This window comes from Pseudomonas sp. B21-035 (assembly GCF_024748945.1).
Taxonomy (GTDB): Bacteria; Pseudomonadota; Gammaproteobacteria; order Pseudomonadales; family Pseudomonadaceae; genus Aquipseudomonas.
In genome coordinates this window covers 217,369-231,572 of record NZ_CP087179.1, presented here as the reverse complement: position 1 = coordinate 231,572, position 14,204 = coordinate 217,369, and the positions used below count along the sequence as shown (strand labels likewise).

The window sequence follows — 14,204 nt, the reverse complement described above, 5'->3', positions numbered from 1 at the left end:
CCGCATGATCAGACCGGCTTGGCACCCATCAGCCCGGCGATGGCGATAAAACAGACACCGCTGAACACCGCCAGCGCCAGGGTGAATTTCGGGTTGCCCACAGTCGGCGCCGTGCGCAGGCGGTTGACCCGCGCCAGCAGCCAGAACCAGCTGAACGCTGCGAAGGTGTAGATCACGCTGGACCCCAGCACCCAGGTCTGGCCCAGCGGCCAGCCGATCAGGTGCACCAGCCACCAGCCGGTAAAGGGCATGCTCACCAGGCAGATGCCCATCAACAGCCAGACAAACACCAGCGGCCGGGCCATCAGCCGGGTGTGGGCACTGGCATCGCCCTTGCGGCGCGCGATAAAGGTCCAGATCGCCAGCCCCAGGGCGCTGCCCAGCAGCAACACGGTGGCCAGGATGTGGGCGATTTTCAGGGTAGTCAGCAGTTCCATTTCTTATTTCTTCCTCAGGCGTTGCCCAACAGCGTAGACGCTCAGCCCAGGAACAGCCGGTACGCCGGGTTATCGGTTTCGTCCCAGTACGGGTAGCCAATCTTGGCCAGCGCCGCCGGCACCAGGTGGCGCTCATCATCCGGTACCTGCAGGCCGGCGACCACGCGACCATCGGCCGCGCCATGGTTGCGATAGTGGAACATCGAGATGTTCCAGCGCCCGCCGAGCTTGTTGAGGAAGTTGAACAGCGCCCCCGGACGCTCCGGGAACTCGAAACGCAGCACCAGCTCGTCGCTGACCCGCGCCGCATGGCCGCCGACCATGTGGCGGATATGCAGCTTGGCCAGCTCGTTGTCGGTCAGGTCGAGCACCGGGAAGCCTTGCTCGGTCAGGCTCTGGATCAGCGCGCTACGCGGGTCGGTATCCGGATGGGTCTGCACGCCGACAAAGATGTGTGCTTCGCCGTCGGCATGGTAGCGGTAGTTGAATTCGGTGATCTGGCGCTTGCCCACCGCCTCGCAGAAGGCCTTGAAGCTGCCCGGCTGCTCGGGGATGGTCACGGCGATGATGGCTTCGCGGCCCTCGCCCAGCTCGGCGCGCTCGGCAACATGGCGCAAGCGGTCGAAGTTGACGTTGGCGCCGGAGTCGATGGCCACCAGGGTCTGGCCGGCCACGCCATTGAGTTCGACGTACTTCTTGATCCCGGCAACACCCAGAGCCCCGGCAGGTTCGGTGATCGAGCGGGTATCGTCGTAGATATCCTTGATGGCTGCGCAGATCTCGTCGGTACTGACGGTAATCACCGCGTCGACGTAGTCCTTGCAGATGTCGAAGGTGTGCTGGCCGATCTGCGCCACCGCCACGCCATCGGCAAACAGCCCGACCTGCGGCAATACCACGCGTTCACCCGCAGCCATGGCGGCCTGCAGGCAGTTGGAGTCGTCCGGCTCGACGCCGATCACTTTGATTTCCGGGCGCAGGTACTTCACGTAGGCGGCGATGCCGGCGATCAGGCCGCCACCACCGACCGGGACGAAGATCGCGTCCAGCTGACCCGGGTGCTGACGAAGGATCTCCATGGCCACGGTGCCCTGCCCGGCGATGGTGTGCGGATCGTCATAGGGGTGGATGTAGACATAACCCTTCTCGTCCACCAGCTTCAGCGAATAAGCCAGCGCTTCCGGGAACGAGTCACCGTGCAGCACCACCTTGCCGCCGCGCGAACGCACGCCTTCGATCTTGATCTCGGGGGTGGTCTTGGGCATCACGATGGTGGCCTTGATCCCCAGCTCACGGGCCGCCAGGGCCACGCCCTGGGCGTGGTTTCCAGCCGATGCGGTGACCACGCCACGGGCCAGTTCCTCGGCGCTGAGCTGGGCCAGCTTGTTATAGGCACCGCGAATCTTGAACGAGAACACCGGCTGCAAGTCTTCACGCTTGAGCAGGATGTTGTTGCCCAGACGCTTGCTCAGCTGGCCGGCGGTCTGCAACGGAGTTTCGACGGCGACGTCGTAAACGCGCGAGGTGAGGATCTTCTTGACGTACTGTTCGAGCATCGGGAAAGCATCACTGAGCGGTTGGGCGGGGTTTGCGAGTCTACCCCAGCGCCCTGTCGGGCGACCACAGCAAGGCAGCGGTTTTAGCCGCTATACTACGCGCCTTCACGATACTCCTCCCCGCTTCGGAGCCCGCATGACCCAGGACCAACTCAAACAGGCTGTCGCCCAGGCCGCTGTCGATTTCATTCTGCCCAAGCTCGACGACAAGAGCATCGTCGGCGTCGGCACCGGCTCGACCGCCAACTGCTTCATTGACGCCCTGGCCAAGCACAAGACCGCCTTCGACGGCGCGGTCGCCAGCTCCGAAGCGACCGCGGCACGCCTGAAGGGTCATGGCATTCCGGTGTACGAGCTGAACACTGTCAGTGACCTGGAGTTCTACGTCGACGGCGCCGACGAAAGCGACGAGCACCTGAACCTGATCAAGGGTGGTGGCGCGGCCCTGACCCGCGAGAAGATCGTTGCCGCCGTGGCCAAGACCTTCATCTGCATCGCCGACGCCAGCAAGCTGGTACCGGTGCTGGGCGCCTTCCCGCTGCCGGTCGAAGTCATCCCCATGGCCCGCAGCCATGTGGCCCGCCAGCTGGTCAAGCTTGGCGGCGACCCGGTGTACCGCGAGGGTGTGCTGACCGATAACGGCAACATCATTCTCGATGTGCACAACCTGCAGATCACCAACCCGGTCGAGCTGGAAAGCCAGATCAACGCGATTGTCGGCGTGGTCACCAACGGCCTGTTCGCGGCGCGCCCGGCGGATCTGCTGTTGCTGGGGACTTCGGAAGGGGTCAAGAGCCTCAAGGCCTGATAGCATCGCGGGGCAAGCCCGCTCCTACAATGTAGGAGCGGGCTTGCCCCGCGATAATGCCTACTCGGTCGGCTTCTTGAACACGTAAAACAGGTTCGGCTCGCTGACCAGGTAAATGGTCCCGGCATCGTCCATGGCGATGCCTTCGGCCTGCGGCACACTCTTGTTCAAGCCCTGAAAACCCTTGCGCAGCGACAAGGTGCTCAACGGCTTGCCCTGCACATCCAGCTCCAGCACCAGTTGCGACTCATCCGACAGCGCCAGCAAGTGGCCGCTGCGCTCATCGAACTGCAAGCTCGACAGATCCCGCACAAACAACCGCGAATCACGCTTCTGGTCCTGTACCACATGCACCGCATACGGCTGCTCGGGGTTGTCGTGGGGGAAGCCATGCACCTCGTAGATCAGCATCGGGTCGCGCTCCTTGGCGACGAACAGACGCTTGCCGGCCGAGTCGTAGGCCAGGCCCTCAAAGCCTTTGTTGCCATTGAGGCCAATGCCCAGGGTCAGCTGTTCGGCATCCTTGGCGTCGAGAAACGGCGTGTTGTCGGTCAGGCGCACGCGAATCAGGCGCTGCTCGCGCTCATCGGTAATCACGTAGCTGTTGGCGCCGACGTACTCCACCGCCTCCGGATCACCAAAGCCGGTCAACGGCACGCGCCTCAGGATACGCCCGTCCAGCGACAGCTCGATCAGCTCGGAACGCTTGTTGGTCACGGTGAACAGGCTGTTGCGGTCAGGGTCGAAGGTCAGCGCCGAGATATCGTCGTCCAGGCCTTCGATGGGTTGCGCCTCAAGCACCACCTGGTATTGATCCAGGCCGATGCTCTGCTCGAACGGCTGCCACCAGGTCTTGAGGTTGAACCAGCCGCGCTCGAACAAACGGTATTGCTGCCCGGCAACGGCGACCAGGAGCAAGGCGAGCAGGCTCGCAACCAGGAAAATCAGCGGCAGGCGGATGTAGCGACGCATTCAGGTGGACTCTTTGGGTGACAGCCTGAATCTTCCCACACTCAACTGAAGCGAAACTTAAATCCTGACGTAGGAAAAGTCTGAAATCACGGCTTTTTGAAACGATAGAACAAGTCCGGCTCACTGACGATGTACAGCGTGCCGTGTTCGTCCATCGCCACGCCTTCGGCGCGCGGAATTCGCTTCTTCAGGCCGTTGAAGCCGCCCAGCAGGGTCATGAAGCTGACCTGCTCGCCCTTCTCGTCCAGCTCCAGGAGCATGTTGGAGTCAGCCGACAGCACCAGCAGATGCCCGGTGCGCGGGTCGACACCCAGCGCCGAGAGGTTGCGCAGGTCCAGTTCGTCGCTTGGCAGCGGCTGCTTGTCGCCGGTCAGCGGGCTGTGGCCGTCGCTTTTCCAGGTGAACAATGCCGGCGGCCGCTCTTCGCCGAGGATGATGCGCTGCTGCAGAGGGTCCCAGGCCACGGCTTCGAAGGCCTTGTTCTGGTTTGCCGAGGGGCCGAGGTCGTATTGGGGGAAATCGGCGATGTTCAGCGACTTGGTGTCGGCAGCAAGGGTGACGATGGTCATCTTGTGATCGCGCTCGTCGACGATCGCCAGGCGCCCGCCTTCAAGCACGGCCACGCCCTCGGGGTTGCTCCAGCCCACCAGGGGCATCTTGCGCAGCACATCGCCTTCAAGGGTCAGTTCGACCAGAAAGGGATTCTTGCCCATGACCGCGAACAGAGTTTTGCTCACCGGGTTGTAGGACAGGTCTGAAGCTTCATCGTCCTCCATGCCCGGCAATACCTTGGCATCGATATCGACCTGGTAGTCCGGCAACCAGATGCTCGCCTGTTGCTCGCTCTGACTTTCGAAACGCTCCTGCAACCAGAGCAGGCCACGGTCATCCCAATGCATGGCGATCGCCACGCCATAGCCGATGATCGCCGCGGCCACCAGCCAGGTGGACCAGCGCAGGGCCAGGCCACGCTTGCGCGCAGGCGGCAGGGAATTGCTCGAAGGAAGAGGAGTGGCCATGGATTTGTGCTCTTTTTGCCAGTTGATAACACCGTACCGGCACATTTCGCAGAGCCAGGTCCGCAAGCATTATCCGGATCGATTGTGAAAAAAATGGCAAAAGCCGACGGGCAGTATGGCAGCCAGTATTTCTGGCTGCCACGTCGGTGGTTCAGAGCACCTGGCTTTCGAAACGGCTGACGCCTGGCAGTTCGAGCACCAGTTGGTCGCCGGGGTTGAGCGGGCCGACGCCAACCGGGGTACCGGTGAGAATCACGTCGCCGGCCAGCAGCGAGAATTGCGTGGCCATGTGCTGGATCATCGGCACGATCGGGTTGAGCATCAGCGCGCTGTTGCCGTCCTGGCGCACCTCACCGTTGAGGGTCAGGCGGATGCCGATGTCAGTCAGGTCTTCAAAGGCACCGACCGGCACGAACGGCGGCAGTACGCAGGCGCCATCGAAGCACTTGGAGCGCTCCCACGGCAGGCCCTTTTCCTTGAGCTGCGCCTGCAGGTCGCGCAGGGTCAGGTCCAGGGCCGGGGCAAAGCCGGAGATGGCGTCGAGCACTTCTTCTTCGGTGGGGCTGGTGGACAGCGACTTGCCGAGCAACACGGCAATTTCCGTCTCGTAGTGCACCGAGCCACGCTCGGTCGGGATCTTGAAGCCGCTGTCCAGCGGCACCACGCAACTGCCCGGCTTGATGAACAGCAGCGGCTCGCTCGGGATCGGGTTATCCAGCTCTTTGGCGTGCTCTGCATAGTTGCGCCCGATGCACACCACCTTGCCCAGCGGAAAGTGAATACGCGTGCCGTCTACATACTGGTGCTGATAGCTCATTACCGACTCCTGGCGCTATTGGATGCTCTTGTGCCTGTGGCTTACTCGACCGCGAAGATCTTGCCCGGGTTCATGATCCCGTTAGGATCGAACGCCGCCTTCACTGCTTTCATGTATTCGATTTCGACCGGCGAACGGCTGTAGGTCAAGTAGTCGCGCTTGGTCATGCCGACACCGTGCTCGGCAGAGATCGAGCCGTTGTACTTCTCGACGGTCTCGAACACCCACTTGTTGACCGTCGCGCACTTGGCAAAGAACTCGTCCTTGCTCAGGTTGTCGGGCTTGAGGATGTTCAGGTGCAGGTTGCCGTCGCCGATGTGGCCGTACCAGACCACTTCGAAGTCCGGGTAGTTATCGGCGACGATCGCGTCGATATCCTTGAGAAACGCCGGTACTTTCGACACGGTCACGGAAATGTCGTTCTTATACGGGGTCCAGTGCGAGATGGTCTCGGAGATGTACTCGCGCAACTTCCACAGGTTCTGCAGTTGCTGCTCGCTCTGGCTCATGACGCCGTCGAGCACCCAGCCCTGCTCGACGCAGTGCTCGAAAGTGGCCAGGGCATCATTGGCCACCTCTTCGTTGCTGGCTTCGAACTCCAGCAAGACATAGAACGGGCAGTCGGTTTCGAACGGTGCCGGCACGTCGCCACGGCCCATGATCTTGGCCAGGGCCTTGTCGGAAAAGAACTCGAAGGCTGTCAGGTCGAGCTTGGCGCGAAAAGCGTGCAGCACCGGCATGATCGAGTCGAAATCCGGGGTACCGAGGACCATCGCCGTGAGGTTGTTCGGCGCCCGATCCAGGCGCATGGTCGCCTCGACCACAAAGCCCAGGGTGCCCTCGGCGCCGATGAACAGCTGGCGCAGGTCGTAGCCGGTGGCGTTCTTGATCAGGTCCTTGTTCAGCTCGAGCAGGTCGCCCTTGCCGGTGACAACCTTGAGGCCGGCCACCCAGTTGCGGGTCATGCCGTAGCGAATAACCTTGATCCCGCCGGCATTGGTGCCGATATTGCCGCCAATCTGGCTGGAACCTGCCGAGGCAAAGTCCACTGGGTAGTAGAGGCCCTTGTCTTCGGCAAAATCCTGTAGCTGCTGGGTAACCACCCCCGGCTGACAGACCACCGAGCGGTCGAACTCGTTGAAATCGAGAATCTGGTTCATGTAGTCGAACGCCACGACCACCTCGCCATTGGCCGCCACCGCTGCAGCTGATAGCCCGGTGCGACCGCCCGACGGCACCAGGGCGACCTTGTGCCGGTTGGCCCAGCGCACGATGGCCTGGACCTGGTCGATGCTCTTGGGGAAGACGATGGCCGAGGGCGCGGGGGCGAAGTGCTTGGTCCAGTCCTTGCCGTAAGCCTCAAGGGAGGCGGCATCGGTCAGCACCTTGCCGGGCTCTACCAGGGTCATCAGCTCATCAATCAGCGCAGAATCGGTCATCGATAGAACTCTCGAACTATTCATAGTCACCCTGAGCACTCTTCACGTCCCAGGGATGGGCGTATCGGGGGGTACTCATGCTAGCATACGCCCCCCGCTGATCGTGCTTCAGGCCGATGCTGCGAGAGCTTCACTTCCCTGCCATTTTTCTCCGGGACACAGGTTTACGCAGATGAGCAAGACTTCTCTCGATAAGAGCAAGATCAAGTTCCTTCTTCTCGAAGGCGTCCACCAATCCGCCGTGGACGTCCTCAAGGCCGCCGGGTATACCAGCATCGAGTACCTCACCGGTTCTCTGCCCGACGCTGAGTTGAAAGAAAAGATCGCTGATGCCCATTTCATCGGCATCCGCTCGCGCACTCAACTGACCGAAGAGGTTTTCGACTGCGCCAAGAAACTGGTCGCTGTCGGCTGTTTCTGCATCGGTACCAACCAGGTTGACCTGAACGCCGCTCGTGAGCGCGGTATCGCCGTGTTCAACGCGCCGTACTCCAACACCCGCTCGGTGGCCGAGCTGGTGCTGGCCGAAGCGATCCTGCTGCTGCGCGGCATCCCCGAGAAAAACGCTTCCTGCCACCGTGGCGGCTGGATCAAAAGCGCGGCCAACTCCTTCGAGATCCGCGGCAAGAAGCTGGGCATCGTCGGCTACGGCTCGATCGGCACGCAACTGTCGGTCCTGGCCGAAAGCCTGGGCATGCAGGTGTTCTTCTTCGACCCGCTGACCAAGCTGCCACTGGGCAACGCGACCCAGGTCACCAGCCTCAACGAACTGCTGGGTCTGGCCGACATCGTCTCGCTGCACGTGCCTGAGCTGCCATCCACCCAGTGGATGATCGGCGAGAAAGAAATCCGCGCGATGAAGAAGGGCTCGATCCTGATCAACGCCGCCCGCGGTACCGTGGTCGAACTGGATCACCTGGCTGCGGCGATCAAGGACAAGCACCTGATTGGCGCCGCCATCGACGTGTTCCCGGTCGAGCCGCGCTCCAACGACGAGCAATTCGAAAGCCCGCTGCGTGGCCTGGACAACGTGATCCTGACCCCGCACATCGGCGGTTCCACCGCTGAAGCCCAGGCCAACATTGGTCTGGAAGTGGCCGAAAAGCTGGTCAAGTACAGCGACAACGGTACTTCCGTGTCGTCGGTCAACTTCCCTGAAGTGGCCCTGCCGGCGCACCCGGGCAAACACCGCCTGCTGCACATCCACGAAAACATCCCGGGCGTCCTCAGCGAAATCAACAAAGTGTTCGCCGAAAACGGGATCAACATCTCCGGTCAGTTCCTGCAGACCAACGAGAAAGTCGGTTACGTGGTGATCGACGTTGACGCCGAGTACTCGGACCTGGCGCAAGAAAAACTGCAACAGATCAAGGGCACCATCCGTTCCCGCGTTCTGTTCTAAGTTTTCCGTGCGACAAAAAAGGGAGGCCGTGATGGCCTCCCTTTTTTATGCCCGCCTTACTTGACGGTAACGGTGATCTTCTTCGACTCGACGCTTGGCTTGAACGGCACGTGGAACTTGTCGCCCAGCACCAGTTGCAGGGTGTGCTTGCCCGGGGTCAGGGTCAGTTTTACTTCAGTCTGTGCCTTGCCGAAGTGCAGCACTTGCGGGCCCGCCGCCAGCGGCGCGTTGTTTTCCGGCAGCAGGCTGGTTGGCAGTACCTGGTCGGCTGCAGGTTCTTGATCGACGTCCACCAGCAAGTGGTGGTGGCCGCTATGCGGGGTCTGATCACCCGCCGGCTTGAGCTCCATGCCCTCGATGCCGAATTTGACGGTGAAGGTCTGGTCGACCGTGGCGCCATCGGCCGGGGAAACGATGAAGACCTTGGCGGCTTTTGGCGGCTCCTGGCTTTTCAGGCCATCGGCGGCAGCGGCAAAGGCCGAGACCCCCATCAGCAATCCGGCGACGGCTGCACGCGAAAATAGGCTTTTCATTCACTTCTCCTGTGTTTTACTTCAATAACCCTTGCCACTGAACGAACGGCAACGGTGGATTACCATAGTCCAAATGCGTCAAAACATGTTTAACAACGGTGACAGAAAAATTTCGCCGCCCGTTAAACATCCTCCACCTGACGTGGTCTTAAGTTGTGTTCGACCGTGACAACACCAGAAAGTCGCGGCGACTCGATTTCACTGCCAAGCATTCAAGGGGCTTAAATGCGTTTTGCCATTGGGGTACTACTTGCCACCCTGCTCAGCCCATGGGCACAGGCCGAGCTGATCGACGACGTCAACGACCGCGGTGAACTGCGCATTGCCGTAGAAGCCAACATGGCGCCGTTCAATTTCAAGGAAAACGACAAGCTGAGCGGCTTCGAAGTCGAGCTTGGACAGTTGCTGGCCAACGAACTGGATGTGCGCGCCGAGTTTGTCGTGGTTGAAGCCAAAGACCTGCTGCAAGGCGTTGAAAGCGGCAGCTACGACATCGCCATCAACCACATCGCCGCTACCCCTGAGCTCAAGGAGCGCCTGGATTTCAGCGAGCCCTACGCGTATTCCAGTGCCCAACTGATCGTGCGCAAGGAAGAAAAGCGCCCGCTGAGTTCCCTCCAGGCCCTCAAGGGCCATAGCCTGGGCGTGGTCCAGGGCAGCCAGTTCGCCGAACAGGCGCGGGTGGTCGAAGGCGTGGACCTGCGCAGCTACGCGGATGCCATGCAGCCGATCAAAGACGTGGCCAGCGACCAGATCGATGCCGCCATCAGCGACCGTTTGCTGGTGCCCTATGCCATCCGCGACAGCCAGCAAGCGGTGAGCAAGGGGGCCACCGTTGGCCCGATCCTGACCCTGGCGATTCCGTTTCAGAAGGGAAACCCGGCGTTCCAGAGCGCTGTGGACAACGCCCTGCAGCGAATCAAGGCCGATGGCCGCTTGAGCGAGCTGTCGCAGAAGTGGTTCGGGATGGATGCGAGCAAGCCGCCGAAGTAACAAAAGCTTCGCGGGGCAAGCCCGCTCCCACCGGGCCCGGTAGGAGCGGGCTTGCCCCGCGATGGTGTTAAAGCTGTTTCAAGGCTTGCTCTGCCGCCTCAAGCTCCAGCTCACTGAACACCTGCACCCCTTCCCGGCGCAGTAACGCCACAGTCACCCCTTCGCCGGTGACTTTGGTGCCACTGAAGGTACCGTCATAAGTCAGCAGATTGCCACACGAAGGACTGCCTGACTTGAGCACCGCGATACGGATGCCATGCCGCCGCACCAGCTCCAGCGCCCGCTGCGCACCGGCCAGAAATTGCACACTGACATCCTCGCCCGTGACGGTCAGTACCTGCGTGTCACCTTCGAGCACCGCTGCGCCCTGGCCACCGGGGATCTCCGCCGGTGGCCGTGGCGTTGCCAAGCCGCCGGCCACTTCAGGGCACAAAGGCACGATGCGCCCCTGGTTTTGCCACTGCTGGAGCAATTCCGGATGGCCGCTGGCGCGTCCGTCATAGCGCACCGGCTGGCCGAGCAGGCAGGCACTGACCAGGACCTTGTGCATCTCAGAACGGCTCGTTGCCACGGCGGCGGAACCAGCCGGTCAACGACAGGCGGTCGCGATGGGCCGGCAGCACCTCATGGGGGACTTCGCCGGAAAGGAATATCACCAGGCAACCGCCAATCGGCGGCACGTCGTGCTCGACATCACCCTTGAGGGTCATGCGTAGCTGGCCGCCATGTTCGGGCTGCCAGCCTTCATTGAGGTAGATCACCGCCGAAACCATGCGCCGGTCGTCGTCGCGAAAGCGGTCAAGATGTTTGCGATAAAAGGCACCCGGCGGATACAGGGCGAAGTGGCACTCGAAGTCCTCAAGACCGAGGAACAGCCCGCGATTGAGGGCCAGGCGCAGGCTGTCCATCAGTGCCAGGTAGTGGTCGCAAGGCTCGGCCTGGCCGGGCTCCAGCCACTGGATGCGGTCGCCGCGGATGCCCTCGCGGACCTCCTGGGCAACGCCCCGACCCACGGCTGCCGGTTCCAGCTCGCCCTCGGCGGCGCGTTTGCGGCACTCGGCCGCCAGCGCCAGGGTCAGAGGCTCTGGAAGAAAGGTATCTTGCTGCGACCAGCCACGGGTGGCCAGGTCGTCGACGATGCGCAACAGCAGGGGGTCATCAGGGGATATGTGCATGTCGCGCATAGTATCGATCTGCTGCGAAATCCGACAGCGCCACTTGGCCGAGAGTATGCAATGGCTTCTCGACAAAGCCCCGCCATGGCAAGGACAATAGCGCCCTGCCGACAGGAGTCCTGAATGCGCCGTTTGTTTTTACTGCTGATGATGATCTGCACCACGCCTGTCTGGGCAGACAGCCTCGACCAACTCTACAAGGTCGCCGGCTGGCCCGAGCAGCGCGCCCACTTTACCGATGCCCTCGATGCCGCCCAGCAGCGCTATCGCAACAGCCTGCCGCCTGCGGTTTACCAGGCGCTGGTCAATAACAGCAATCAGCGCTTCCAGGCCCAGGCCGTGGATAAACGCGCCGAGGCCCAATTGCGCGCCAATCTCAGCGATCCAGCGCCGGCCCTGGCGTTCTTCCAGTCGCCGCTGGGGCGCAAGATCGTCGCCGCCGAACTGCTCGCCACCCGTCGCGACCAGCTGGCCAAGAATGCCAAGGGCCTGCCCAAGGTCCAGGCCAGCGACAACCGCCTGCTGATCATCGGCCACCTGGCCCAGGCCCTGCCGGCCCGTGAAGCCGGTGCCGAAGTGAGCCTGGCGATTGCCGGGGTCGCCGCCGACAGCCTTAGCCAGATGATCCCCGGCCTGCTCGGTGGCGGCCAGGCCCAGGGCCTGCTCGACGGCCAGCGCCAGCGTTTGATGGAGCAGATCGGCAGCGAGCTGAACAACACCTTGCTGTACGTCTATCGCGACCTGTCCGACGCCGAGCTTGAAGAGTTCGCCACCTTTGCCGAATCCGCTGAAGGCAAGGCTTACTACAAGGCGGCCCTGGCGGCGATCCGCGCCGGCCTTGCGGTGGGCCAGGAAACCTCGCAGCTGAAGTGATCAGCCCAGGCGCTGGTCGATGAACTCGAAATAGCGCGCGCGAATCGCCGGCAGCTCGTTGGCCAGGTGATGCCGCGCTTCGGGGATCATCAGGATCCGCGGCGCGGCGAACTTCTCCCCCAGCACCTTGAGGTTGTACGGCCAGTCGACGGTCATGTCGCATTCGCCCTGGATGATCAGCGGCTGGCGCGGGCTGAGCGGCGCCGCCTCGATACGCTTGACCCAATCGAGCAGCGCCCCGACCCAGGCCGTCGGCAGGCGCCTTGGCTGCAGCGGATCGGCCAGCAGGAACGGCAAGAAGGTCGGGTCGTTGCTGTTCTCGCTAAAGCGCCGTTCGATGCCGTTGACGAACGGCTTGAGCACCCGGTAGCTGAACTTCGACCAGCGCCAGGCCCGTGGCCGTACCAGCGGCGCCAGCAGGATCACCTCGCCCTGGGCCGGGCTCTGGGCGCCGTGATGCAGCAGATGGTCGACGACGATGGCGCCACCGGTGCTCTGCCCGAACAGGTGCCAGGGCTGCGGCAACTCAAGGCTGCGGGCCTGCTCGAACAACGCATGCAGCACCTGCTGGTAGGCGCTGAAATCATCGATGCTGGCCCGCTCGCCGCTGGACAGCCCGTGCCCCGGCAGGTCGCAGGAAATCACCGCATAGTGCTGGTCCAGCGCCCAGTCGATGACATGCCGGTACAGGCCCATGTGATCGTAAAAGCCATGCAGCAGAATCAGCGTTGCCACTGGCGCTGCCGGCAGCCACACCTGGCCGACCACCTCGAAACCTGCGGCGTCGAAGCGCCCGAGCCAGCTCTGCGGGGCCTCTTCGCGGGCGGGCAGATCCAGCCCGTAGAAGCGCTGATAGGCCTGGCCCTGCGTCGACAGCGGCTGCCGCGCCGCCAGGGAGGTCAGGCTGGCACGTAGGGAGTCGGGCTGAAATGACGCGGGCATAAAAGAATTCCAGACACAAAAGCGGGTTATTGACCTGTGATATTCATCTGTCGCCGCCGGCATGGCAAGCTAAGCGACTTTTTTCGGACACTGCCGACATGCCCCGCTCGCCCCTGCGTACCCTGCTTGGCCTGTTGCTCGCCGCCCTCTGCGGCGCCGGCCTGTGGTGGGCCTACGACAGTTTTCAGAGCCGCTACCTGCGCACCTTCGACAACCAGACCGCGCTGTTCTCCGGCGACCGCCTGCAACTGCCGGCGGGCATTGCCGGCCCCGGCCCGATCCGCCTGGTGCACTTCTGGGACCCGGCCTGCCCGTGCAACGTCGGCAACCAGCAGCACCTGGGCGAGCTGATCGAGCACTTCGCCCCCCAAGGCGTGGAGTTCTACGTGGTGCAAAAACCCGGCACCCGCGGCCAACTGCCTGCCACCCTCAGTGCGCTCAAACCGCTGGGCGAGCTGCCCGGCGCCGAACACCTGCCGGCCACCCCCGGCGTGGCGATCTGGGACCGTAACGGCCAACTGGCCTACTTCGGCCCCTACAGCGAAGGCGCCACCTGCAACTCCAGCAACAGCTTCATCGAGCCGATCCTGCTCGCCCTGAGCCAGGGCCGCGCCGTCAGCGCCACGCACACCATGGCGGTGGGCTGCTACTGCCCCTGGCAGCCCTAGCGCACCCGCGCAGGGTTGCCCACCACGGTGGCACCCGCCGGCACATCGCGGGTGACCACGCTGCCGGCGCCGATCACCGCGTTGTCGCCCACCGTCACCCCCGGCAGGATGATCGCGCCGCCGCCGATCCACACATTGCTGCCGATCTTCACCGGCCGCCCGCTTTCCAGGCCGCTGCGGCGTAGCGCCGGGTCCAGCGGGTGGTCGGCGGTGTAGATCTGCACCGCCGGGCCGATCTGGCAGTCATCGCCGATGCTTACCGGGGTGACGTCGAGGATCACGCAGTTGAAGTTCATGAACACATTGGCGCCGACACTGATGTTGTAGCCGTAGTCGCAATAGAACGGTGGGCGAATCACCGCGCCGTCACCGACCTTGCCGAAATGCTCGACCAGCAAACCATGGCGCTGCTCATTGAGCAGCTCGGCGCTGTTGTTGTAGCGCTGCATCCAGTGCTTGTTGGCGATCTGTTCGGCCTGCAGCTGCGGGCAGCTGGCGTGATAGAGCTGGCCGCTGAGCATCTTCTGCTTTTCACTGAGACTCATCTTCCCTCCTTTGGGGCTATCCTCT

General features: G+C 62.7%; 16 protein-coding genes. 5 read left to right on the top strand and 11 right to left on the bottom strand.

Annotated elements, in window-relative coordinates:
- Positions 1–8 precede the first annotated feature (8 nt).
- The gene (locus LOY22_RS01015) at positions 9–437 is read right to left on the bottom strand and encodes a DUF2269 family protein (protein ID WP_093377338.1); all 429 of its coding nucleotides are present in this window, start codon (positions 435–437) and stop codon (positions 9–11) included.
- 41 nt (positions 438–478) lie between these two features.
- A complete protein-coding gene (ilvA, locus tag LOY22_RS01010) occupies positions 479–1,993 on the bottom strand; it encodes a threonine ammonia-lyase, biosynthetic (protein WP_045201818.1) in 1,515 nt (504 codons plus the stop codon).
- Between the two features lie 136 nt (positions 1,994–2,129).
- On the opposite strand from ilvA, the gene rpiA reads away from it, so the two are divergent.
- A complete protein-coding gene (rpiA, locus tag LOY22_RS01005; RefSeq protein WP_010222132.1) occupies positions 2,130–2,801 on the top strand; it encodes a ribose-5-phosphate isomerase RpiA in 672 nt (223 codons plus the stop codon).
- A gap of 60 nt (positions 2,802–2,861) precedes the next feature.
- Here rpiA and LOY22_RS01000 read toward each other — a convergent pair whose 3' ends face one another.
- From LOY22_RS01000 to LOY22_RS00985, 4 genes are all read right to left on the bottom strand, one after another.
- Positions 2,862–3,773, bottom strand: a complete 912-nt coding sequence (locus LOY22_RS01000) for an SdiA-regulated domain-containing protein (RefSeq protein ID WP_195885432.1) — start codon at positions 3,771–3,773, stop codon at positions 2,862–2,864.
- Positions 3,774–3,859: 86 nt separating this feature from the next.
- Positions 3,860–4,792 carry an SdiA-regulated domain-containing protein gene (locus LOY22_RS00995; RefSeq protein WP_093377345.1) on the bottom strand — a complete coding sequence of 311 codons (933 nt, stop codon included), beginning with the start codon at positions 4,790–4,792 and terminating at the stop codon, positions 3,860–3,862.
- Between the two features lie 151 nt (positions 4,793–4,943).
- Positions 4,944–5,609 carry a fumarylacetoacetate hydrolase family protein gene (locus tag LOY22_RS00990; protein ID WP_045201812.1) on the bottom strand — a complete coding sequence of 222 codons (666 nt, stop codon included), beginning with the start codon at positions 5,607–5,609 and terminating at the stop codon, positions 4,944–4,946.
- Positions 5,610–5,650: 41 nt separating this feature from the next.
- Entirely contained in the window at positions 5,651–7,048 is a 1,398-nt protein-coding gene (locus LOY22_RS00985) for an FAD-binding oxidoreductase (RefSeq protein WP_045201810.1), read from the bottom strand.
- 172 nt (positions 7,049–7,220) lie between these two features.
- Here LOY22_RS00985 and serA point away from each other — a divergent pair, with 172 nt between their 5' ends.
- Entirely contained in the window at positions 7,221–8,450 is a 1,230-nt protein-coding gene (gene serA / locus LOY22_RS00980; RefSeq protein ID WP_045201808.1) for a phosphoglycerate dehydrogenase, read from the top strand.
- A 56-nt stretch (positions 8,451–8,506) separates the two neighbouring features.
- On the opposite strand, the gene LOY22_RS00975 is transcribed toward serA, so the two are convergent.
- A complete protein-coding gene (locus LOY22_RS00975) occupies positions 8,507–8,983 on the bottom strand; it encodes a DUF4399 domain-containing protein (RefSeq protein WP_045201806.1) in 477 nt (158 codons plus the stop codon).
- A gap of 225 nt (positions 8,984–9,208) precedes the next feature.
- On the opposite strand from LOY22_RS00975, the gene LOY22_RS00970 reads away from it, so the two are divergent.
- Complete coding sequence (locus LOY22_RS00970; RefSeq protein WP_213602751.1) at positions 9,209–9,976, top strand: transporter substrate-binding domain-containing protein; 768 nt, start codon at positions 9,209–9,211, stop codon at positions 9,974–9,976.
- 67 nt (positions 9,977–10,043) lie between these two features.
- Here the strand turns inward: LOY22_RS00970 and LOY22_RS00965 are convergent, their stop codons facing one another.
- Together LOY22_RS00965 and LOY22_RS00960 are read right to left on the bottom strand one after the other, a co-directional pair.
- Positions 10,044–10,526, bottom strand: coding sequence for a DUF523 domain-containing protein (locus LOY22_RS00965; RefSeq protein ID WP_258595831.1), 483 nt, complete (start codon positions 10,524–10,526; stop codon positions 10,044–10,046).
- A gap of 1 nt (position 10,527) precedes the next feature.
- Complete coding sequence (locus LOY22_RS00960) at positions 10,528–11,160, bottom strand: 2OG-Fe(II) oxygenase (protein WP_045201793.1); 633 nt, start codon at positions 11,158–11,160, stop codon at positions 10,528–10,530.
- Between the two features lie 114 nt (positions 11,161–11,274).
- On the opposite strand from LOY22_RS00960, the gene LOY22_RS00955 reads away from it, so the two are divergent.
- Entirely contained in the window at positions 11,275–12,024 is a 750-nt protein-coding gene (locus LOY22_RS00955; RefSeq protein WP_045201792.1) for a DUF2059 domain-containing protein, read from the top strand.
- On the opposite strand, the gene LOY22_RS00950 is transcribed toward LOY22_RS00955, so the two are convergent.
- Positions 12,025–12,966, bottom strand: coding sequence for an alpha/beta hydrolase (locus LOY22_RS00950; RefSeq protein ID WP_195885428.1), 942 nt, complete (start codon positions 12,964–12,966; stop codon positions 12,025–12,027).
- Between the two features lie 98 nt (positions 12,967–13,064).
- On the opposite strand from LOY22_RS00950, the gene LOY22_RS00945 reads away from it, so the two are divergent.
- Positions 13,065–13,634 carry a DUF6436 domain-containing protein gene (locus LOY22_RS00945; protein ID WP_093377366.1) on the top strand — a complete coding sequence of 190 codons (570 nt, stop codon included), beginning with the start codon at positions 13,065–13,067 and terminating at the stop codon, positions 13,632–13,634.
- Here the strand turns inward: LOY22_RS00945 and LOY22_RS00940 are convergent.
- A complete protein-coding gene (locus LOY22_RS00940) occupies positions 13,631–14,179 on the bottom strand; it encodes a sugar O-acetyltransferase (RefSeq protein ID WP_093377375.1) in 549 nt (182 codons plus the stop codon). The genes LOY22_RS00945 and LOY22_RS00940 overlap by 4 nt on opposite strands.
- Positions 14,180–14,204 lie beyond the last annotated feature (25 nt).